Here is a 21622-nt window from a genome sequence, read left to right on the forward strand (position 1 = left end):
AGCCGTCAACTTCACTATATTAAGTTTAACAAAACCTATATATCTCTTTAAAACGTATAATGTATAGTATGTTAAAAGCCTACAAATACCGAATCTACCCTAACAAAAAACAAAAGGAAATGATACAAGTTCATTTTGGCGCATGTAGATTTGTCTATAACTGGGCTTTAGAACAAAAGATAAAAACTTATGAACAAACTAAGAAATCAATATCGAGGTTTGATTTACAGCACATTTTAGTCCATGAAGTAAAACCTTCTAACGAATGGTTAAAAGAAGCTAATTCACAGGCTCTACTTGCCTCTTTAGTAAATGTAGAATCAGCATTTACTAAATTCTTTAGAGAGAAATCCGGATTTCCTAAGTTCAAGTCTAAGAAAAATCCGGTTCAATCATATCAAATGCCTCAACATTATGCGGTAGATTTTGAGAAGCAGATAATTAAGCTTCCTAAAATAGGTGAAGTTAAAACCATACTTCATAGAAGGTTTGAAGGCAAACTTAAAACCGCAACAATTTCAAGATCAAGTACAGGAAAATATTATATCAGTATCCTTGTAGATAATGAAAAAGATATTCCTGAAAAGCAGAACTTTTCAGAATCAACTACAATAGGTATTGATGCAGGCATCAAAGATTTTGCAGTTCTATCAAATGGAGAAAAGGTTGAAAATCCAAAATACCTTAAAAATTCTCTAAAAAGAATGAAAGTTCTCCAAAAAAGAGTATCGAGAAAAGTTAAAGGCTCTAAGAATAGGAATAAGGCTAGACAGCATCTTTCAAAAATCCATGAAACTATTAGCAATCAGAGAAATAATTTCCAGCATCAACTCTCTTTTAGACTGATTAGCGAGAACCAAGCTATTGCGCTGGAAACTCTGAATGTTAAAGGTATGGTAAAAAATCATTGTCTGGCTCAATCTATTTCAGATGCTTCGTTGAGTGGTTTTGTAACAAAATTAGAGTATAAAGCTGAATGGTTGGGAAAAACCATTTTACGAATAGGAAGATTTGAGCCATCTTCTAAATTATGCAATGTTTGTGGGCATCACAATTCTAATCTAACTCTTGATGTTAGAGAGTGGACGTGTCCTGATTGCAAAACAAAGCATGACAGAGACGTAAATGCTGCAATCAATATCAAAAAGTTCTCTCTTCAAGATCAAAATCTTATAGTTATCTGACACCTACGGAACGTAGGGGATGAGCTTGTGGACTTGCGAACGGTAGTTCGAGGGATGAAGCAAGAAGCCACTTCCTCGCTTTCATCAGAAAGCAGGGAGGGGTAGTTCACAGTGTGTTTGTACAAAACAGGATGCTCCAGCAAACAGCGTAAATTAAAATGCTTGCTCTGAGATGTCATGTCTGAAAAATCAGTTTAGAAGTAATCAGTTTAGAAGTAGATAGTAGGGTCTGAGTCCCTATTCTCAGGTCCCTACCTGCGATCCAACCCATAGATTAAGAGGAAACCCTATTACCCTTAATCTAGATATATATAATGACAGGGTTATATATATCATAATTGATATGAAATATTGTTTCTAATTTGAAATTTCAATATAATTGGAAAATTATATAATGTTGAATATTTTATCGGCATTAAAATAAGTTACCTTAAATTATTTTTTGTTTGAAAACAAATTTTTGTTACTAGGCTTCTCTTCACATAATTTTTTCTGCTGCCCTTTTACTGTACCTTTCTTAATGTTTTCAAACCAGTCTAAGCCTATTTATTATCTATATATCTTCCAATTTAGACTTAGATATTAAAAGTATGTTGCTCTAATTGTCTAATTACAAATTTTGGGAGTTTGTATAATTTAGGAGTTTGTCGGAACAGGTCGTCATGTTTTGTCTATTACTCTTTTGACAGGGTTCTTAGGTATGTAGAAGTGTAGTTTTATATTTGTAAAAAGTTCTACAGATAACTATTTATTCAAACATACTTGTATATGCACTAAATTATATTAGTGCAATAGAATAAAATTGAATTTTTTCAAAAATACGTTCAACATTAGATAAAACAGATTTGCGGCTTTAGATAAAGTAAAGACGTTGAGATAAGAGTTTTTTTTCGCTCTATACCTTTATCGGAGAGAAACATGAGTAACCTTAGAGTTTCTGGTGTTGATGCTGTTGGTGACATACCCTGGGGGACACATTTCTGTCAATTTTGCCAGACAAAAGAAGACCTGATGGACATAATTATTCCATATTTTAGAGCAGGTCTGGATAATAATGAACTCTGTGTATGGATAATATCACAGACCTTTGAAGTAGAAGAAGCAAAAGAAACATTGAGAAGTGCTATTCCCGATTTCAATGTTTATCTGGAAAAGGGGCAAATAGAACTTATTCCGTATGCTGACTGGTTCTTAAAAAAGGGTAGTTTCGATTCTCAGGAAGTTCTGGACAGCTGGACTGAGAAACTCAACCAGGCTCTGATCAGTGGCTATGATGGATTGAGAGCGACGGAGAGTGTCTGCTGGCTGGAAAAGGAAAGCTGGAGTGATTTCATTGATTATGAGGAAAGACTGGATTCTTTCCTCAACAAAAACAGGATAATACTTCTGTGTACTTACTGTCACGATATGTGTAACGTAACAGAGACTGTTGATGTGGTTTCCAACCATGAAATGTTTTTGATCAGAAGAAAAGGAAAGTGGGAGTACATAGAAGGTTTCACGCGAAAGAATACTACAGATCTGAAACCCGTACAAGATACACTACAGGAAAGAGAACTACGTCATAAGGTTGCCAGGGCTGTAGAAGTTGAAAGGAAGCGACTTTTTGACGTGCTGGATGCGCTTCCGGCAATGATAGCTCTGCTAACACCTGACCATCACGTCGTCTTTACAAACCGCAGTTTCCGTGAAAAGTTCGGCGAGCCAGGTGGTCAGCACTGTTATGAATTTTGTTTTGGGAACACCAAATCATGTGAGTTCTGCGAAGCATATAAAGTGCTTGAAACCGGTCAGCCCCACCACTGGGAGGTTGTCACCCCTGACGGAAACGTAATTGATGTCTACGATATCCCGTTCACCGATATTGACAATTCGCCCATGATTCTCGAGATGAATATTGACGTTACAGAGCGCAAAAGAGCAGAAGAAGCCCTTAAAAAGGCATATGATACTTTGGAAGAGAAAATCAAAGAACGTACGGCAGAGCTTGAAAAATCTTACAATTCGTTAAAGGAAAGTCAAGAAAGTCTTGCTGAAGCTCAAAGAATAGCTCACATTGGGAACTGGGAGTGGGATGTTGCAACTGATGAAGCACAGTGGTCTGATGAAATGTATCGTATTTTCGGACTTAATCCTCAAGAACCGGCTCCGTGTCTTAACGAATTTTTAAATTATATACACCCTGAAGATCGAGACATTATAGATAAAATCATTAAGAAAAGGTCAGAAGGCATTTCTGAGGGCATCGATTATCGGATTATCCGTGCTAATGGCGAAGAACGTGTGGTTTACACACAAACCGAGGTTATTTTTGATGAGAAAAGCATTCCTGTCCGGGTAAAGGGAATAGTTCAGGACATTACTGAACGTAAAAAATCAGAAGAGAAAATTCAGAGCTTAGCGAATATTGTGGAATCGTCAAATGATGCCATTATAACCAAGTCCTTTGACGGTATAATTACAAGCTGGAACAAAGGGGCAGAGCAGGTTTATGGTTATTCTGCTGAGGAAATTCTGGGAAAAAACATAGCGATAATTGAGCCGGATAATCGTAAAGGAGAAATAGAACAGTTAGGTGAAAAAGTTAAACAGGGAGAAATAGTCCATAACTATGAGACCCTACGGTTGAGAAAGGATGGCACAATAATAAACGTCTCATTAACTCTTTCTCCGGTTTTTGATTCGCATGGAAAGTTGGTGTCTATCTCAGCTATTGCCAGAGATACAACCGAAAGTAAAAGAGCAGAAGAAAAATTGCGTGAAAGCGAGGAAAAATACCGCAACATCGTCGAAACCTCAAACGAAGGCATATACTTTGTGAACGATGAAGGTAAAGTTACTTTCGCCAATAAGATGATGGAAACGTCCGGGTATAGTCTGGACGAAATTATAGGCAGACCCGTATGGAATTTTGTTCCCGAGGAAAGCCTGCCTGTTGCCAAAAAAGAGTTTGAGAAAAGGCGGAAGGGGATCAGTGGAAGTTACGAATTGAAGTTAATACGTAAGGACGGCTCAGATATATGGGTACACATCACCACTAAACCATTTTTTAATAAGAAGGGCAAGTTTAAAGGCTATCTCGCCATGATGACTGATATCACCGAGAGCAAAAAGGCAGAAGAAAAACTACGTGAAAGTGAGGAAAAATACCGCAATATTGTAGAAATAGCAAATGAAGGTATACTGGTAATCGATTCTGAACTCAGGATTACTTACTATAATAAAAAACTGATGGAGATGCTCGGGTACAATTCGGAAGAAGGTATTGGCCTTCCGATATGGGATTTCATCCGCAAAGAAAGTAAGGCTTCCGCCAGACAACGTATGGAAAATAGATGACAGGGTGTCAATGAAAGCTACGAGCTGGAATTAATACGTAAGGATGGCTCATCCTTATGGGTACTTATAAACGCTAAATCTCTGTTTGATAAGGATGGCAAGTTTATGGGCTCAATAAGCATGCTCACCGACATTACCGAGCGAAAAGCAGCTGAAAATATTCTGGCGAATATTGAGACCGCCCGTAAAAAAGAAATTCACCACAGGATCAAGAATAACTTGCAGGTGATTTCCTCACTTCTTGACCTTCAGGCTGAACAGTTCAAAGGCAGAAAGGATATTATGGATTCAGAAGTCTTGGAAGCCTTTAGAGAAAGCCAGGACAGAGTTATATCTATGGCTCTTATTCATGAAGAACTGTATAAAGGTGGAGAGCTCGATACCCTGAACTTTTCGCCTTATATTGAGAAACTCGTTGAGAACCTTTTCCAAACATACAGGCTTGGAAATTTAGATATCAATTTAGATACAGACCTTGAAGAAGGCATCTTCTTTAATATGGACACTGCAGTTCCGTTAGGGATGGTTGTTAACGAGCTTGTTTCTAATTCTCTCAAGTATGCATTTCAAAACAGAAAAAAAGGAGAAATCCGGGTCAAACTCTTCAGCGAAGAGACCAGAAGTGAACCAAACAATATAGAAGAACTTGCGGGAAAATGTACAAGGTATACTTTAGTAGTCTCAGACAATGGAGTCGGCATTCCAGAAAATATTGATTTTGAAAACCCGGACACACTCGGTCTGCAACTTGTCACTACCCTTGTCGATCAGTTAGACGGTGAAATTGAGCTTAGAAGGGATCAAGGAACAGAATTCACTATCTGGTTTGGAAGTATAGAAGAATTGCCCGAGAAGTGAGCCAGCAATTTTTATCAATCCTAAATTTGTGTGATGAAGAGTGATCCAGCAAAATATATAAATTAAAATCTACGCTTTCTTTGAAATTTTTTATTTGAAAATATTATTTGCTCAAAAACAATTTTTGATATAATTAATTTAAAATAACTTATGTCATTATTATATTACGGAGTTGGGAAGTAAGAGATAGAGGAGTAAACTGGAACCTACTACAATAAACTGGACCTACTACAAAAGCCGCGTAAAAGAATCACCTGGAAGTCACTGGTTCTTTCTTCGAATTGATTTGCTTGGGGGAGCATAATATTCGAAGAGGCTGTATCGAAGGATACGGTACGGATTCAGTGTCTCTGGGGTTCTTCTTAACCAATTCTTTTTGATATCATTTACTCTTTTGATGTCATTTACTCTTTTGATGCCGTTTACTCTATTCTTGACAACGTAGAAAGTTTTTACAGGATAACCGATCTCCTAAAATGAAGTTTTAGTATATTGAATCATAAACAACTGACTCGAGATCCTGAATCTTAAATTTTAATTCTTACAACCGTGTTCCATGCTTAACCTTTCTTGTCACGCCCGGCGAAGGAGAACTCCTTTCATCGAAAAAGAGGAAAACATTAAGAAAAGAGAGAAAAGATCAAAAGTCATTAAACAGTCAAGATTTTTTAGTTACCTTTTAGCCACTTTTTCCTCTTTCAGCACCTTTTTTGCAATAACAAAGACTACAAATGCAATAATAACGAAGCTAATCAGTTCTCCAAGAAAAGCACCCCAGTACTATTTGTCCTATTTCAAGTGTTGCCGTCCTCTAGGCTCCGCCTGGGACAAAAGGTGTTATGATAGGCATGATGATGTTGTCTACAAAAGATTTTATGAAAGCTGTAGATGTGATACCCATAATCAAAGCAATTGCCAGGGGAATTACTTTGTACTCATAAAGGAACTCTTTAAATTCGCCAATAAGTCTCACTGTACTTCTCCTCAAACATTTCAACACATAAGAGTAAAAAAATAAAATTAATAGTTATTATTTTTTAGGATATATTCTCTGTATGTTTTCTTCAGATATTCAGAGCCGATTGTTGAACTGGAATTTACGTGAAAGCTTATGATTCGGACTTAAGTCTTTAGAATTAAGCAATAATGCCTTAAAAACAAAAAAGAAAAAATTAGCCTGAAGTTTACCATACAGATAAGCTTAAAACGCCTATTTCATGACCGGAAACAGAATATAAAAATCGATGCAGAAATTGAATACTCACGATAATAATCAAAAATTGAAAAGTTAAGCCCATACAAACTTTCGCCCTAAAAAAGCCAGAGATTGGGAATTGATTATGCAACCTGAAATTCCTGTATCTATATCTTTTCAGGGTTTCGGGAGAACATATGGCTGGTAAAAGCTCAGCTACTGGAGAGATAATTCAGACATGACAACTTCAGACATGACAACAATACCTACTGGAAGCTGTATCCGAAGATGACAAGTAATAGGAGCCAAAAATAACAATTAACGGAGGGATTGATTCAGATGAAAACCAGAGTTCTTGTGGCTTGTGCTTCCAAATATGGCTCAACACAGGAAGTGGCCGAGTCAATTGCGGAAAAATTGAGTGAAAACGGCCTTGCGGTAGACCTTGAGCCCATGAAAAAAGTAAAGTCACTCGAAGAATATTCCGCAGTTGTGCTGGGCTCTCCACTCTATCTTATGCACTGGCACAAAGATGCGCACGTTTTCCTTTCGCGGCACCATGAGGCCCTCACAAAGCTCCCAGTTGCGGTTTTTGCACTCGGCCCATTGAGTGATGAAGAGGAGGAGTGGAAGGAAGTGCGTGCTCAGCTTGATAAAGAGCTTGCAAAGTTTCCCTGGCTTAGACCTGTTGATATAGAAGTATTTGGAGGCAAGTTCGACCCGCATAACCTACATTTTACTGACAACTTACTTGTCAAACTGCCAGCAAGCCCCTTACACAATGTGCCAGCAAGCGATGTTCGGGACTGGAAGGCAATTCGTGCATGGGCTAGTAGCCTGGCTACGCAGTTTTAGCCTGCTATGCCGCAGTAACAGGGATTCAAAGGAAAAAAGAAGGCTAAAGTACCCGGCTGAAATAAAGGCAAAAGAGTCAAAATTAGAACTCAAGTTCCAGCCCCACCGGACAGTGGTCAGAACCCATAATATCAGAATAAATGAGGGCAGATTTTACAGTAGAATTGTGGCTCTGCAACATGATATCCGTTTCTCTATTTTTCTCTCCTCTCAGTTAGATTTTCTTTATTCCTTTTCACACTAATTTTATAGTCTCAATTTTTTCTTTACAACTTCATTTAATATTTTATACTAAAGCTTGAACAAATAATTTTCAGTTTTATTATCTTATTTAGTTCCATGAATATAAAAATATGAAAACTAAAAATGAAACTGTAAGTTATTCGTTACTGAAGACTTTAAAAAACTTAACTCCAACAGCTTTAATGTTTATATTTTTTACGAAATTGACTCACTATTTAAAAAGTATTATTTTACAATAGATTAGCAAAAAACAAAATCCAAAAGCTACGTTTCTTAATTATTGTAAATCTTTGTTTAGATAGGTGTAAGTGAATACAAAAAGATAATACCTCAATAATGCAAAAAATAAAAAATTTCATATACAAACCTTTCAATACAAAATTTTATGGTTAGAGACGAACTTATGAGAGAAGAATTAAACTTACTAAGAGATGAATTAAAGGCTTTAAAAGACTGTCAAACTCGATACATAGGGATTGCTGTAGCTTCAGTAGGAGCTATTTTTTCATATCTATTTGGGAATTTTGGAGATGTAACTCCATTTGATCCATTTATACAAACAAATATTGGAGTTAATTCTGTATATTTGATTCCACTGGTTATAATTCTTCCAATATCTTGTATATTTTTCAACAAAGCAGTAACAGTAACCAGAATTGTTGGGTACTACCAGTTATTAGAAGATTTTAATTTAGGAATAAACGAAGGAAAATATATAGGGTGGGAAAACTCACTTAAAAGATATAGAGAGTACGGTCGAGATAGGGAGAAACTTATTAAGCAGCATATAGGCAGGATAAAACTGTGGGAAGAGTTAGCGCTAGTAAATAAGATCGAATACTTTTTTAGAATATTTGGTTTCAATATGGAGCCGTTACATGAACTCACATTTACTGACAATACTAAATATACTATTAATAATACTAATTATAGTAAAGCTCTCTCAGATTTCGGCAAACCACAAACATATTGGGAATTGGTTTATGGCACTTTTTTTGCAATGTGCGCTCTTTGTTTTATTTTAGCGACTGGACCTGTCATCATATTTGGCATAAGATATTTAATAGAGAACATATCTCAACAAACAATTGAGTACAGTTTTTTACTAGACTTGACAATGGAGTCAGTTCAAAAAAATAGATTTAGCTTTCTATTAATATGGATATTCTTAGCAGTTTCAATTTGTCTATTCAGATACAATTTGAAAACTCTCTATCAATTGGAGAGAGGATTCCATAGTTACTATGCAAATTACATCTTCTGGAAAGCAATACTTATAGATCAGATTAGCGAGCATGATGTTGATAAACTTAAAAATTCTTCAGTATCAGAAGAGAAAATAAATGTTAGTAAGGGTTATATTTATGATCTTAATAATCCTTCAAAGTCACTAAAAAAGAAAAATGTTAGTTTGAAGCTAATACTAAAGAGTATTCCAAAATCTCAAAAACGAATGATTATTTTTTTTATTATATATATTGGAGTCATGACAATTATTGTAGGTGTTTAATTATTATAATTTTTAGATTTATTAAAGAATTAGCAACGATTAAAACCTATCAAAATTGTTCTTTATTAAAGACAAAATTAAAAATATCTAAAAGTATTGATATTTATTAACGAATACGTAGATTTAATCCCTAATCCTCTAATATAAGCAAATATAATATGATAAAATAATCTTTCGTTATTTAGACATTTCGAGGGTGAAAATGCTCGACCTGAACGAGTTTCAGACGAGGAAATTAAAAATAGATGTTTTGCTTAAGGAGCAGGGATGGGGCGTTGGTGACAGGTCGAAGTTTGTTCTCGAAGTTGAAACGTAAGAATTGAATCTTGAACTCTGACCCTAAAACCTTATTAGGCTTATCAAACCATTCTTGTCACGCTCGACGCAGGAGAGCGGTCTTTCCTATAAAATGATAAAAAAGAAGAGAATCGCCAAATAACAACCCAATTGAATTCCGCTTTTATCACTCCTTTTTGCGTTCTCAAGCTTCCTTTTTCTCCTTTTTACTTATTGTGCTTCCTTCCACTTTTTTCTTCTTTATGGGAAGGGCCGCCAGACAAGCTGGCGGAGGTTTTCGATCCCAAGTGAATTAAAAAGTCCTTTTTCGGGGGTAGAAGGATATTTCCTGACCTGTAGAAATTTATCTAATGCTGAGCTATTTTCATCGCCTCAACGCAGGAGAGGTCTTTTCCAAAAGACAAAAACCAGCCCCGGATTTCCTGGAAGATTTGAAGGGATGTTGGAGAAAGTTTATGACTCTTCATTATCATCTTCAGCCAGTTTCCCCAATATTTTTTCTGATTTTGCAGTAAACTCCTCTGCCTCTTCGTTCCGGTTAAGGTCTGAGAGAGCTTTTGCATACTCCCTGGAGATTCCAGCCAATTCTGCCAGATAGCCGGAGTCTCCCGACTCTTCCTCATCTCCTTCTCCAAGAAAAACATGTGCTAGGTCCAGGGATTCTTTTGTGCTGTCTTCAAGTTCTTCTTTATCTACTTGATAGAATCTAACCTGAAAAAAATCAGGCTCGAAACCCTTAATCCTGATTCTAACCCATACAACCTTATTCGCTATACAGAACCGTTTTTTTAAAAATTCGGTCACAGATACGACCGGTGAGAGTTTGGAGAGTTAAAAGTTGAAAATTAAACCACTGAAGACACAAAATATAGGAAACATGGGAATGGATGTTCCTTGATTTTCGCCCCGAATTACTTGCTTTTTTCAATTTTTAATTAGATTTTTCAGGAACTGCTAATTAAAAGTAATTAATAATAACTTATAAGTTCTTATAACTCTAATAATCTAACAGAGCATTATGAGTGAAGCTACCACAATTCCGGTCACAAAAGACGTAAGAGACAGGCTGAAGAAATATGGCATGAAAGGGGAAACCTACAACGAAATTCTCAAGCGCCTGATGGACGAAGTTGATTATGAGACATTCATGGAGCGCCAGTACAAAAAACTTGAAGAAAAAGAGAAGTTTGTGAGTCTGGATGAAGTCTGATGGGTTTCAAGATAAGGCTGCATCCTGACGCAGTGAATTCCTGCTTGATTTGAATATAGAGACGAAAGAGAGGCTTAAATCAGAAATAAAAAGCCTTGAAACAGACCCTTTCAAGAGTCGATCCCATGCCGGCATAAAAAAGCTGAAAGGAACGAAAAAAAGAGAAGATCTCTATCGTTTACGAGTCGGTGATTATAGAGTTATTTACGCAGTAGAAGACAATACAATTTTTGTTCTTGAAATAATTCCGTGAGAAAAGGGATATGGCTGGCTTTGAGTGAGTTTTTCCATGCCATCAGCATTATAAATGTACAACATTTAACTGTAAGCGGCTTGACTTTGTTGCTGAAAATCGTATCTCAACTACATATTTATTTTTTGACCTGGAAACTTGTAACTAAGAAAGTATTTACCCCACTCTGAACAGCGAAGAGCCGTCTTCCTTATTTATATCGCCGGCATATTCGCGGTATATTACGTATTTGCCGTTTGCTTTCTTTACGCATCTGACTCCGAGCCCACTCTTTTTAATCATGGATTTTCTTTTCTCGGCATTGGATTTATCAAGCCCGAAGTAGCTTAACTCGTCGAGTATATACATTTTGCCGTTAAATTCTCTGAAAGTTTTGTGCATCCTATCAGACCGCATGATTTCCAGTCATTTAAATTTATCACTTCAATAAGTAATTTTAGTTGGATACCTATAATTTCTATCGGTTACTCTGATATATTAGCTATCATTTTCCAAACAAAGCACAACATTTAAAACCCAATATCCGAAACTAACGCTCAGAACAAATTAAAAAATAAGTGATCCCATGAGACTCCCACCCGAAAAAAAGTCAAAAATAGACGCCCTCTGGGACAGGTTATGGAGCGGTGGGCTGTCCAATCCTTTTCAATTCATTGAACAGATGTCGTACTTCACTTCATGAAAAGCCTGAGGTCATAATTGAAAAGATAAAAAAGATAGAAAAGCTTGAGGGGTAGATCCTGGAAAAATAATAAAAATTTGAAAAACAAAGTCAAATAAAGTCAAACTTAAAATTCAAGCTCCAGTCCCACCGGGCAGTGGTCAGAACCTGTAATCTCAGGATAAATAAGGGCGGAATTTACATATTCCCTGAGATTTTCACTGACAAAGAAATAGTCAAGCCGCCAGCCAACATTTCTTTCGCGAGCCTGAGTCCTCATTGACCACCATGAATAATTTCCACTTTCGTTATTGAACATGCGGAAAGTATCAAGGTATCCGGCTGCAAGGAACTTATCCATCCATTCCCGCTCTTCGGGAAGAAAACCGGATATCGTTTCGTTTTGCTTTGGGCGAGCAAGGTCGATTTCTTTATGGGCAGTGTTAACATCCCCGCAGATAACAAGTTTTTTGCCTTCGGCGTTGAGGGCGTTTGCGTAATCTAAAAAGGCATCATAAAATGCCATTTTGTAGTCCAGGCGTTCCTGGGAGGCTTTGCCGTTAGGGAAGTAGATGTTCATAAGGACGAAGTCTTCGTAATCGGTTCTTAAGAAGCGGCCTTCCCTGTCAAATATCTCGCTACCCATGCCCTTTTCAATATTCAGGGGTTTTTTCTTTGAAAATGTTCCGACCCCGCTGTAACCGTTCTGCTCTGCGGAAACAAAATAATTGTAGTAGCCTGGAATATTCTTGACTTCACGAGGGAGCTTATCCTGAGAGGCTTTTGTCTCCTGAATGCATACAACATCAAATCTATGCTCGAGTAAAAGGTCCAGGAAGCCTTTTTTGACGGCAGCCCTGAGACCGTTTACGTTCCAGGAAATAAGGTTGTATTTTTCCGGCATTTTTTACTCCTTTTATTATTTTTCCACCTTTACCTCTCTTTTTATTCTTTTTCACCTTTACCTCTTTTTATTCTTCTCTACTTATTCTTACGCTTTCCGGATGTTTCAGTTCAAATCGATATAAAGTTATTCAGGATGGAACATAAGGCATAGAGCCATAAAAAAATCACTGAATAGAAGCGATGTAGCCGTAAAAGCCCTGATTTATAATGAGGTTACCAGGGTCCAAGTAGATATAGGCTTTTTAAAGCTTCTTAAAAGTTCCTGCATAAACATAGTGAAAAAATAAAATAATACTTCTGACAATTATTATAAGCATATATTTAAATATATTCTGAAAAGCAGCTTCAAAACCTAGAATCACAAGCCAGAAAAATAAGGAAGTCATATGGATTTAATTAGAATTATCTGTGGAATGCTTGCAGTTGCACTTATTCTGGGCATTCTTACCTGCGGGAGTCATGACGAACCGACAGCAGTTGCAGAAGAGCTCGAAAACAATACCGTAAGCGATTCTCCCTCGGGAGTAACCGGAGAAGCTAAGGCTGCAGGAGAAAACATAACCGAAGAACAGGCTGTCATGAAACCTGCACCTCCAGACTCTCTCACTCTTGCAAAAGGAGAGAGTGAGATGGCAAACGAGAGAAGAAACATCGAAAATAAAGTTAGGGCCACAGTCAGACTTCTTGAAGCACAGGGAGAAAAGCTTTTTCCTTCTTTCAGGGAAGCTGAATCCCCCTGGAACGATCATAACTTTTGTATTTTTGTCTGGACAATAAACGGGACTCAGGTAGTCTGCCCTCAGGACACAGGCAGTGAAGGAGAAGAAATGAAAGGGCTTCTTGATGCAGACGGAAAGCCCATAGGAGAACTCTTCATAGAAACAGTCCAGAGTGAAGCTGGAGAGGGCTGGGTAGATTACAACTGGAAGGAACCAGGAAATTCCGAACCATCCCGCAGGCTTACTTTCGTTAAGAAAGCTACCTTTGAAGGACGGGCTTACATCGTAGGATCAAGTTTCTATCTGGACGACCATATAATATGCAGGAACCTTAGCGACTGCAAATACCTTGAAGAGCCTGGAAATATCCATGTTGCAGAGCTACTAAACCCCGGAAACATTGATAAAAACATTGACCTGAATTACAGCGTTGCCCACGCAGTTATCGAACCCGGAGAAAATAATGCTCCCCACCTGATGAGAAACCCCGAAGTCCATTATATCCTTGAAGGAGAAGGCATTCTCTATATTGACGGAATCCCTGTTGAACTGCACCGGGACCAAGTTATATACATCCCTGCAGGCGCCGTTCAAACTACATACAACACAGGAAATATCACCCTCAAGTTCCTTGCCATAAACCAGCCCGGATGGTCAGAGAAAAATACTAAAGTTTTCGAATAAAAGGCGAAAAGTGAACGAACAAAAGCCCTTGGAACTAAACCTTAACTCTGGCTAAATTAAGCACTAGAAGGCTCGGGCCAGCTTGATATATAAAAACTGAATATATAATCATGTATGAAGGTTATCCAGAGCCTGAACATATTATCCTTCTGGCTTTGGTTCTTTTTACCGCATATATTCGGTACTTAACTGATTTTTTTTGATCAGGACAGGGCTATACTGGATTCTCTTCTGGCTTCTTTAACTTTAAGGCGGGAAGTCTCCCCTTCCTCGGAGCGAAGCGACAGGTGGGGGATGAAAGCCGTCAACTTCACTATATTAAGTTTAACAGAACCTATATATCTTTTTAAAACGCATAATGTATAGTATGTTAAAAGCCTACAAATATCGAATCTACCCTAGCAAAAAACAAAAGGAAATGATACAAGTTCATTTTGGTGCATGTAGATTTGTCTATAACTGGGCTTTAGAACAAAAGATAAAAACTTATGAACAAACTGGGAAATCAATATCGAGGTTTGATTTACAGCACATTTTAGTCCATGAAGTAAAACCTTCTAATGAATGGTTAAAAGAAGCTAATTCACAGGCTCTACTTGCCTCTTTAGTAAATGTAGAATCAGCATTTACTAAATTCTTTAGAGAGAAATCCGGATTTCCTAAGTTCAAGTCTAAGAAAAATCCGGTTCAATCATATCAAATGCCTCAACATTATGCGGTAGATTTTGAGAAGCAGATAATTAAGCTTCCTAAAATAGGTGAAGTTAAAACCATACTTCATAGAAGGTTTGAAGGCAAACTTAAAACCGCAACAATTTCAAGATCAAGTACAGGAAAATATTATATCAGTATCCTTGTAGATAATGAAAAAGATATTCCTGAAAAGCAGAACTTTTCAGAATCAACTACAATAGGTATTGATGCAGGCATCAAAGATTTTGCAGTTCTATCAAATGGAGAAAAGGTTGAAAATCCAAAATACCTTAAAAATTCTCTAAAAAGAATGAAAGCTCTCCAAAAAAGAGTATCGAGAAAAGTTAAAGGCTCTAAGAATAGGAATAAGGCTAGACAGCATCTTTCAAAAATCCATGAAACTATTAGCAATCAGAGAAATAATTTCCAGCATCAACTCTCTTTCAGACTGATTAGCGAGAACCAAGCTATTGCGCTGGAAACTCTGAATGTTAAAGGTATGGTAAAAAATCATTGTCTGGCTCAGTCTATTTCCGATGCTTCGTTGAGTAGTTTTGTAACAAAATTAGAGTATAAAGCTGAATGGTTGGGAAAAACCATTTTACGAATAGGAAGATTTGAGCCATCTTCTAAATTATGCAATGTTTGTGGGTATCACAATTCCAATCTAACTCTTGATATTAGAGAGTGGACGTGTCCTGATTGCAAAACAAAGCATGACAGAGACATAAATGCTGCAATCAATATCAAAAAGTTCTCTCTTCAAGATCAAAATCTTATAGTTATCTGACACCTATGGAACGCAGGGGATGAGCTTGTGGACTTGCGAACGGTAGTTCGAGGGATGAAGCAAGAAGACACTTCCTCGCTTTCATCAGAAAGCAGGGAGGGGTAGTTCACGTCTTGAAGGAAGACATATTGAGGGGGAAAGGCTATGATTCAGTTTCTTTTACCTATTATGGTGATTGTAAGGACATTAACAGTGCTGCTTAAAGATCCCAGGTTTCGTTCTCTCCTGTTTCTTGTTCTTTTTACCCTTGCCATGGGTACTTTTTTCTACCATTCTGTTGAGGGCTGGAGCTTGCTTGATTCTCTTTATTTTTCGGTTATCACACTGACAACTGTGGGGTATGGGGACTTCACACCTCAAACTGTTTACGGAAAAATTTTTACTATGATCTATATTTTCTTTGGGCTGGGAATTCTTATTGGTTTTATTACACCAATTGGAGAGTTTTTAGTAGATCGAAGACTGGAACGCCTGGAGAAACAAGTGCAGAAAAAAGAAAAATCTGAAGACGAATTTGATTTCTCTGGAGTAATTGGAAAGCTTGGAAAAAGATAAGATTTATTCTCAAAAATTGGAACTTGTGGATATCATCGCCAAATAAACATAATGGGAGTTCAGGACGATTATTTTTTTCTCATTTTCATGCTGTCCGGTGTTTCGTCTTTTATTCAGTATTTCTTTTCAACAGTCTGTTTTTCGGGTTAAGAAGCCTGAAGGTAGTACGGTTTCCCATGGTATACTAATTCTATATCGGTAAGTTCAATTATAGTTTAATAATTCGATTCAATAAGAACTTCTTCAATAGATGAACATTTTTACTGAAAACTAATATATATATTTAAAAGAGTATAATTCTTACTCATATAAAAAATTAGACATGAGGTGTTTTTATAGCAAAAAATGCTGCAACTGAAAAAGCCCCAAAGGCAGGAGCTGCATGTGGAAATGCAAAGGCTCCGGCACCGGAAAAATCTGCAAAAAAGGACGTAAAAACTAATAGCAAACCGTCCAAAGGTGCAAAGAAGTAAGCACAACCAATCACTACCTGAAAGCCAACCCTCTCAGCAATAGCTTATCAATGTTCAAGACTTCTTAAAACTGGATAATACAGTAAAAATTAACATAAGAGCTCTAAAGTAACTGAAAAACGGAATACAAATTAAAGCGACTAAGTATTAAAAACGAAATAAATTAAAAAACGGTCAACTAATTTAAAAACGGTTAAGTAATTTAAAAACGGTCAACTAATTTAAAAACGGTTAAGTAATTTAAAAACGATAGGCTATTGTTTTTAAATCAAATCTCGGGATCCGGGCTGCCAGAAGTAAGCAGTCAAGCAGTCCGGAAAACCCAAAAAAAGAATTATAAACGAATTTTTTATCTGTCTTGTCTTTTAGTAAGATTCTTCTTCTTTCCTCTGCCAGGGCAAAACTACAAAATATATTTAAACCTATGATGTACCATTCGGCTCTTGTCGGTTCTCAAACCAACTCCTTCGGCTGCTTGTGCTCAGGCAAAACCGGGAGAGACATGGTATTGATCAGAATAGGGCTTTCAATCTCTTTTGCTCTTTCAATAACAAGTTCCTTTCCTTTCTGTGTGAGGGCAAAAAGAGGGATCGCAGCTGCTACCTGCACAAGAGGCTTTGCAAGTTCTCGGATATGTTTTGAGGCACAGCTGATTACAATATCCGAGTTATCCAAAAGCCCCTGAGCTTCTTCCCGACTGACGCCCGTAACATGTACCGCAATAACGAACAGGTCAAGCCCGAGTTCGGATTCGATTTTCCTTACTCTTTTTACGGTTTTTGCATCTGCAACCGTAACTGCGATCTTTTTATAGCCGAGTTCAGCAGCTTTTTTTACCCCGCCTGCCGGGTCAATAGCTGCGGTTGAGGGGTCGAGTACGGTTCCTCCGCGTTCTTCAATTCCTTTGATTACTGCATCGATTGGCTCGGTTTCAACGAGACCGGACATCCTGCCTCCGATTCCCTGGACCAGTGAGGGATTGCCTGATATTACGGTACCTGCGCCGTCGCAGGCGGTCACGGTTGTTTCAAGGAATCCGCTATTAAGGCCGCTCATCATTATTTCTGAGGCGCCGAAAGCAACGACGGTTGTTTCAAATTCCAGCTTGCGGTTTTCAGTAAACATTCCCAGCTCGCTGATCCGGGACTCCATGTTTTTCCTGATTTCCTCATGAGTCATCTTCTCTACTCCTCGCAGTTTGACAAATAGAGGGCACCATTCTACTTCAGGAGTTCCGACTTCTATTACTTTTCCATCTTTTACAACTACTCTCGCTTTTCCCATTAATTCCATAATGTGAGGCATTCGAAATACACCTTCCAGAACCGAAAAATTGTATTATTTAATAATGTGATTCTTGCCTTAACTATTCCTGTTCCTTAATCTCAGTTTCATCAAGAAAGTAATATTGAGCAGAGGTAGAAACGAAAATAAAGAGCGAAAGGAGAAAAAAGAGAAAAGCGTAAAAGAAGGGCGCAGGACTTAAAGCCCTGCTCTTTCAACTATTGTATCTGCCACCTGTTTTGCATCCTTAAACGGAAAGTCCGCTGGAGTGAGCAATTTGCCTGCTTCTCCTGCAGTAACGGCAAGGTCACCTGATCTGCATGTGGTATCCGCACCCGCTGGGAAAGCAGAGAGCAATTCTTCGGGTGTGTTTATGGGAAACTTTGCACCTTTAAGACCTGCAACGATCTGTCCGTGAATATCGTCTCTTACAGTCATTTCCATTCCTCAGATTTTGCTTTTTCCTCAGATTTATCTTTTGATTTATCTTTTTCCCGTGTTTCTGATTTATTCTGTTTCTGACCTTCTGGTTCTTTGCAGTCTGATTTCTCCGGAGAATTCATTCTACAATCTCTTATTGGTGGGTTATTGATATATACTTGATCGGCACGGGAATGTAGTTAATGCATTCCACTGTATTACTATAGCCCTTAATTGTCCACTGTATTACTACAGCCCTTAGTTGTCGAATATTTACCAGATAGCATGAAAATAATGTAAAATTAAAATGAAATGATGCAAAAATGAAGATCGAGAATACACGAATTCAAATGGTTAACTCCGGGTTTTCCTGTCTTTTCTGGAGACTATTCTCTGCAGAGTCCTGTTTTGAAGAATTTTGAAGTGGAGAGCTTTGAAGTGAAGAGTAAATTTCGTTGAGACCCTGCAGTATCCTGAACCCTTTCTCGGTAATCATATAATCTCCTCTCTCGTGCTGTTGCAGGATCAAGCCACTGTCCATGAGCTTCTGGAGATGGAAAAGCAGATTTCCTCCTCTAAGGCCCGTAAGTTCGGAAAAAGCAGAGAAACTTTTCATTTCGAACGCTACTGCCCTCAGGATTTCCAGACGCTGGGGATTTGAGACCGGCTCAAGAATCTCGCTCATGACTACAGCGGTTTTGAGAGCTGAAATATCCGGTTTCTGTTCCTGGTTATCAGCATAAATCCTCATAGAGCGCATAAGATTGACCTGTTTTACAAGAAGGCTCGAAACTTCAGAAAAACATTTTTCACATTTGCTGTAAGGAGCTATACACCGCAATTCCTCCAGTTTTTTTCTGTTGTCCGAGATTGATGTTTCATCTACTCTATTTTTCGTTATGAGCTCTGCATTCTGCTGCAGGAGAGCTGTAAATGCAGAGGTACATTTTTGCTTCTCAGGACATTTCTTTATCATGTTCCGTTCAAGCCCGGTATCAATATCTTCGAAAAGGTGGCTGAGAATAGCATTTGAATACTCCTTCCTTGAGCTTTCAAGAGCAGCTTCAAAACGCAGCCTTCTGGTAAATTCCATTAATTTTTTAATATCGCTATGCATTTCGGAAAGCTTTTCTTTGATAGCTTTTACTTCTACCATTTCCTGTTCTTCGGACAGCACCGAACTCTCAGGATGGTTCTCTTTTTTACTGCTATTTTTCATGATTCCATATCTTCCTGCTTTATTGTTAAAGTTTTTGTTATAACCTTTAAAGTTATTCTGCTGTAAAAATTCTCTAAGAACAAAGCAACAATTCAGTGTCTTCTGGCAATGATAAAGAGTTTATATTGTTATTTGAGACGTTCAAATTAACAAAAAAGTAGTCTATGAAAGAGAGCTTGCGAAAGAGAATTCATGAAAAAAGAGTCCGTAAAAAATAGATCCACAAAACTGATTTACGAAAAAAAAGGAAAGGTTTTCTGAATTCAGATTACAAATTTTAAGACTAAGGCAGGATTTCTTTTTACTTTCAGTCCACTCAGCTATGCTATTTCTATCAAATCTATTGGAGATATATGTATGGGTATTCACGATCATAAAATATACAAGAGCCTGCCAGCAGCTGAAGAACGAATCCGGACAGCGGAATATTCTGAAACGAATAGAATAGCCATTCTCGATTTCGAGAACTATCTTTTCGCAAACGGTATAGGAGCGTTGCGGATCCTTTCTTGTATCTCAACCCTTCACCGCTTCGCTGGATCCGCAAAGAAGGATTTTGCCCAGATGAACCGGTTAGATGTCCAGGGGATCGTAGCGGAGATTGAGCGGTCAGGGAAGGCAGACTCCACGAAACTGCAATACAAAGCGATTCTGAAACAGTTTTTCCGATGGCTGCAAGGAGAAAATCATGCAGCTGCTTGGATCAAAACAGGCATGAAATTGAAATCGAAGAAGTTGCCAGAGAACCTGCTCACAGAGGATGAAGTTGGGCGGATGATCAAGGCTGCAAAAAACCCACGGGACAAAGCTCTGATCTCACTATTATACGACTCCGGAGCTAGGATAGGAGAACTCGGAGACCTCAAAATCAGGAATGTCATCTTCGATCAACATGGTGCAACTCTTGAGATCAAAGGTAAGACTGGGCCGAGGCGGCCGAGAATAATGTTTTCGATGTCATATATCTCGACCTGGATTGACAACCACCCCAACAGGCAGAACAGGGACGATTTTCTTTTTGTGAACATCACAGGGAAAAACACCGGGAAGCAGATGGGACATGATGGAATCCTGAAGGTAGTCACGAAAACGGCTGAAAGAGCAGGCATTGACAAGAGGGTATACAATCATCTCTTCCGGCATTCTCGTGCAACCGAGCTGGCAAATCATCTCACAGAAGCTCAGATGGACTCTTACCTCGGGTGGGTTCCTGGATCGAACATGCCTTCTGTCTATGTCCACTTATCCGGAAGAGATACAGACGAAGCAATCCTCCGTATGTATGGGAAATCAACAAAAGAAGAAATGCTTCCTGAACTCATGAGCAAGGCCTGCCCCAGATGCGAAAAAGAAAACGGCCCCACCTCCAAATTCTGCACCAGATGCGGACTGCCTCTTGACATGAAAACAATGCAGGAGATACAGGCATACGAAGAGGATTTCAGGCATGCGTATGAGATTATGAGAAAAATGAAAGAAGAAGGGATTTAAGGCACTGCCACATAGCTCAGGAAGTCTACATAAATATTATTTGTGGATGTTTTATTTTTAAAAACTTCGAAAAGTATGCGGTGTCCAGCTTCAGAAGAAGATATTTCAAAGTTTAATGTGTATATTTTGAAACTACTTGTCGCCGTTGTGGTTAGAGTCGGATTGTATGAACCATCACGATCATAGACATCAAGAATTAGGTCATCAGTGACCTGGTTAGAGTCTTTAATCCGTGCGAACATTGTGTAGTTTCCGGTTGGTAGCATAATCTTAGACTGTCGAACTTCAAAACTGACACTGCTTCCGATTCCGGACAATCTTTTCGTTTTCCCTCCGGATGCAAGAGCGTCTGAATACTCGGCCCCTCCACCATCGTCTCTCGGATCCTCAGCCTCCCAAAAATGCCCCCTGACATCTCCAAGAAACTGCATCGACAGACTTGCTTTCTGCACAGTCCCGACGGTCCTTACGAAAGATGCGTCTGTGATTTTGGCCCAGCTCGCTAGATCCAACCTGCCAAAACCGATTATGACCTGTTTGCCTTTGAGATAATCAAGGTAGCGATAGATATCGGTTATGTGGTTCGTGTCCCAGGTGCATTCAAAAGTCGCAGTTGGCAACTGCCTTATCGCTTTCGATTTCAACTTCCCATCAGAGGCACCGACATATTCTGTTGTGTTGCAGCCAGAAACGTATGATACCTGCTGTACAGTATCGATGAAAAGTTCAAGTTCGTCGTTAGGATAGTAGATCCAATTTGGGTAGATCACTGGTACACTCTCC

General features: G+C 38.3%; 18 protein-coding genes and 2 pseudogenes. 11 read left to right on the forward strand and 9 right to left on the reverse strand.

The features are described from left to right. The first annotated feature begins 68 nt into the window (after positions 1–68). From tnpB (MSHOH_RS07590) to MSHOH_RS22035, 3 genes and pseudogenes are all read left to right on the forward strand, one after another. Complete coding sequence (gene tnpB, locus MSHOH_RS07590; RefSeq protein WP_048143271.1) at positions 69–1184, forward strand: IS200/IS605 family element RNA-guided endonuclease TnpB; 1116 nt, start codon at positions 69–71, stop codon at positions 1182–1184. A gap of 918 nt (positions 1185–2102) precedes the next feature. Next, positions 2103–2621 (forward strand): annotated as a pseudogene (locus MSHOH_RS25975) (MEDS domain-containing protein); the annotation flags it as partial. Between the two features lie 78 nt (positions 2622–2699). Continuing rightward, positions 2700–5381 (forward strand): annotated as a pseudogene (locus MSHOH_RS22035) (PAS domain S-box protein); the annotation flags it as partial. Between the two features lie 811 nt (positions 5382–6192). Here the strand turns inward: MSHOH_RS22035 and MSHOH_RS25065 are convergent. Further along, entirely contained in the window at positions 6193–6354 is a 162-nt protein-coding gene (locus MSHOH_RS25065) for an MscL family protein (protein WP_239451264.1), read from the reverse strand. Positions 6355–6915: 561 nt separating this feature from the next. Here MSHOH_RS25065 and MSHOH_RS07605 point away from each other — a divergent pair. Both MSHOH_RS07605 and MSHOH_RS07610 read left to right on the forward strand, forming a co-directional pair. Further along, complete coding sequence (locus tag MSHOH_RS07605) at positions 6916–7431, forward strand: flavodoxin domain-containing protein (RefSeq protein ID WP_048138633.1); 516 nt, start codon at positions 6916–6918, stop codon at positions 7429–7431. A gap of 628 nt (positions 7432–8059) precedes the next feature. Then, positions 8060–9184: a hypothetical protein gene (locus MSHOH_RS07610; RefSeq protein ID WP_162197615.1), complete on the forward strand. Its 1125-nt coding sequence runs from the start codon at positions 8060–8062 to the stop codon at positions 9182–9184. A gap of 750 nt (positions 9185–9934) precedes the next feature. Here MSHOH_RS07610 and MSHOH_RS07615 read toward each other — a convergent pair. Beyond that, positions 9935–10285 (reverse strand): hypothetical protein, encoded by a 351-nt coding sequence (locus MSHOH_RS07615; RefSeq protein ID WP_048138636.1) that lies wholly within the window; start codon positions 10283–10285, stop codon positions 9935–9937. Positions 10286–10499: 214 nt separating this feature from the next. Between MSHOH_RS07615 and MSHOH_RS07620 the strand changes: the two genes are divergently transcribed. Continuing rightward, a complete protein-coding gene (locus MSHOH_RS07620; RefSeq protein WP_048138638.1) occupies positions 10500–10691 on the forward strand; it encodes a DUF7557 family protein in 192 nt (63 codons plus the stop codon). Between the two features lie 49 nt (positions 10692–10740). Further along, positions 10741–10944: a type II toxin-antitoxin system RelE family toxin gene (locus tag MSHOH_RS07625; protein ID WP_239451265.1), complete on the forward strand. Its 204-nt coding sequence runs from the start codon at positions 10741–10743 to the stop codon at positions 10942–10944. Between the two features lie 156 nt (positions 10945–11100). Here MSHOH_RS07625 and MSHOH_RS07630 read toward each other — a convergent pair whose 3' ends face one another. Together MSHOH_RS07630 and MSHOH_RS07635 are read right to left on the reverse strand one after the other, a co-directional pair. Then, positions 11101–11325, reverse strand: coding sequence for a hypothetical protein (locus MSHOH_RS07630; protein ID WP_048138640.1), 225 nt, complete (start codon positions 11323–11325; stop codon positions 11101–11103). Positions 11326–11732: 407 nt separating this feature from the next. Continuing rightward, positions 11733–12509 carry an exodeoxyribonuclease III gene (locus MSHOH_RS07635; RefSeq protein ID WP_048138641.1) on the reverse strand — a complete coding sequence of 259 codons (777 nt, stop codon included), beginning with the start codon at positions 12507–12509 and terminating at the stop codon, positions 11733–11735. Between the two features lie 388 nt (positions 12510–12897). Between MSHOH_RS07635 and MSHOH_RS07640 the strand changes: the two genes are divergently transcribed. The 3 genes from MSHOH_RS07640 to MSHOH_RS07650 all read left to right on the forward strand — a co-directional run bounded on the left by MSHOH_RS07640 (position 12898) and on the right by MSHOH_RS07650 (position 15952). Next, the gene (locus tag MSHOH_RS07640) at positions 12898–13914 is read left to right on the forward strand and encodes a cache domain-containing protein (RefSeq protein ID WP_048138643.1); all 1017 of its coding nucleotides are present in this window, start codon (positions 12898–12900) and stop codon (positions 13912–13914) included. 367 nt (positions 13915–14281) lie between these two features. Beyond that, a complete protein-coding gene (tnpB, locus tag MSHOH_RS07645; RefSeq protein ID WP_048138645.1) occupies positions 14282–15397 on the forward strand; it encodes an IS200/IS605 family element RNA-guided endonuclease TnpB in 1116 nt (371 codons plus the stop codon). Between the two features lie 144 nt (positions 15398–15541). Continuing rightward, positions 15542–15952: a potassium channel family protein gene (locus tag MSHOH_RS07650; protein WP_239451266.1), complete on the forward strand. Its 411-nt coding sequence runs from the start codon at positions 15542–15544 to the stop codon at positions 15950–15952. Positions 15953–16878: 926 nt separating this feature from the next. Here the strand turns inward: MSHOH_RS07650 and MSHOH_RS07655 are convergent. From MSHOH_RS07655 to MSHOH_RS07665, 4 genes are all read right to left on the reverse strand, one after another. After that, complete coding sequence (locus tag MSHOH_RS07655) at positions 16879–17730, reverse strand: methanogenesis marker 8 protein (protein WP_048138647.1); 852 nt, start codon at positions 17728–17730, stop codon at positions 16879–16881. A 177-nt stretch (positions 17731–17907) separates the two neighbouring features. Further along, complete coding sequence (locus tag MSHOH_RS07660; RefSeq protein ID WP_048138649.1) at positions 17908–18147, reverse strand: MTH865 family protein; 240 nt, start codon at positions 18145–18147, stop codon at positions 17908–17910. After that, positions 18144–18272 (reverse strand): hypothetical protein, encoded by a 129-nt coding sequence (locus tag MSHOH_RS25570; RefSeq protein ID WP_275425559.1) that lies wholly within the window; start codon positions 18270–18272, stop codon positions 18144–18146. The genes MSHOH_RS07660 and MSHOH_RS25570 overlap by 4 nt, the downstream gene beginning before the upstream one ends. Positions 18273–18475: 203 nt before the next feature. Continuing rightward, positions 18476–19348: a winged helix-turn-helix domain-containing protein gene (locus tag MSHOH_RS07665; protein ID WP_048138651.1), complete on the reverse strand. Its 873-nt coding sequence runs from the start codon at positions 19346–19348 to the stop codon at positions 18476–18478. Between the two features lie 357 nt (positions 19349–19705). On the opposite strand from MSHOH_RS07665, the gene MSHOH_RS22040 reads away from it, so the two are divergent. Next, a complete protein-coding gene (locus tag MSHOH_RS22040; RefSeq protein ID WP_052730760.1) occupies positions 19706–20839 on the forward strand; it encodes a tyrosine-type recombinase/integrase in 1134 nt (377 codons plus the stop codon). On the opposite strand, the gene MSHOH_RS07675 is transcribed toward MSHOH_RS22040, so the two are convergent. Continuing rightward, on the reverse strand, positions 20836–21609 hold the full coding sequence (locus MSHOH_RS07675) for a hypothetical protein (RefSeq protein WP_048138653.1): 774 nt from the start codon (positions 21607–21609) through the stop codon (positions 20836–20838). The genes MSHOH_RS22040 and MSHOH_RS07675 overlap by 4 nt on opposite strands. Positions 21610–21622: the final 13 nt, after the last annotated feature.

This window comes from Methanosarcina horonobensis HB-1 = JCM 15518 (assembly GCF_000970285.1).
Lineage (GTDB): Archaea > Halobacteriota > Methanosarcinia > Methanosarcinales > Methanosarcinaceae > Methanosarcina > Methanosarcina horonobensis.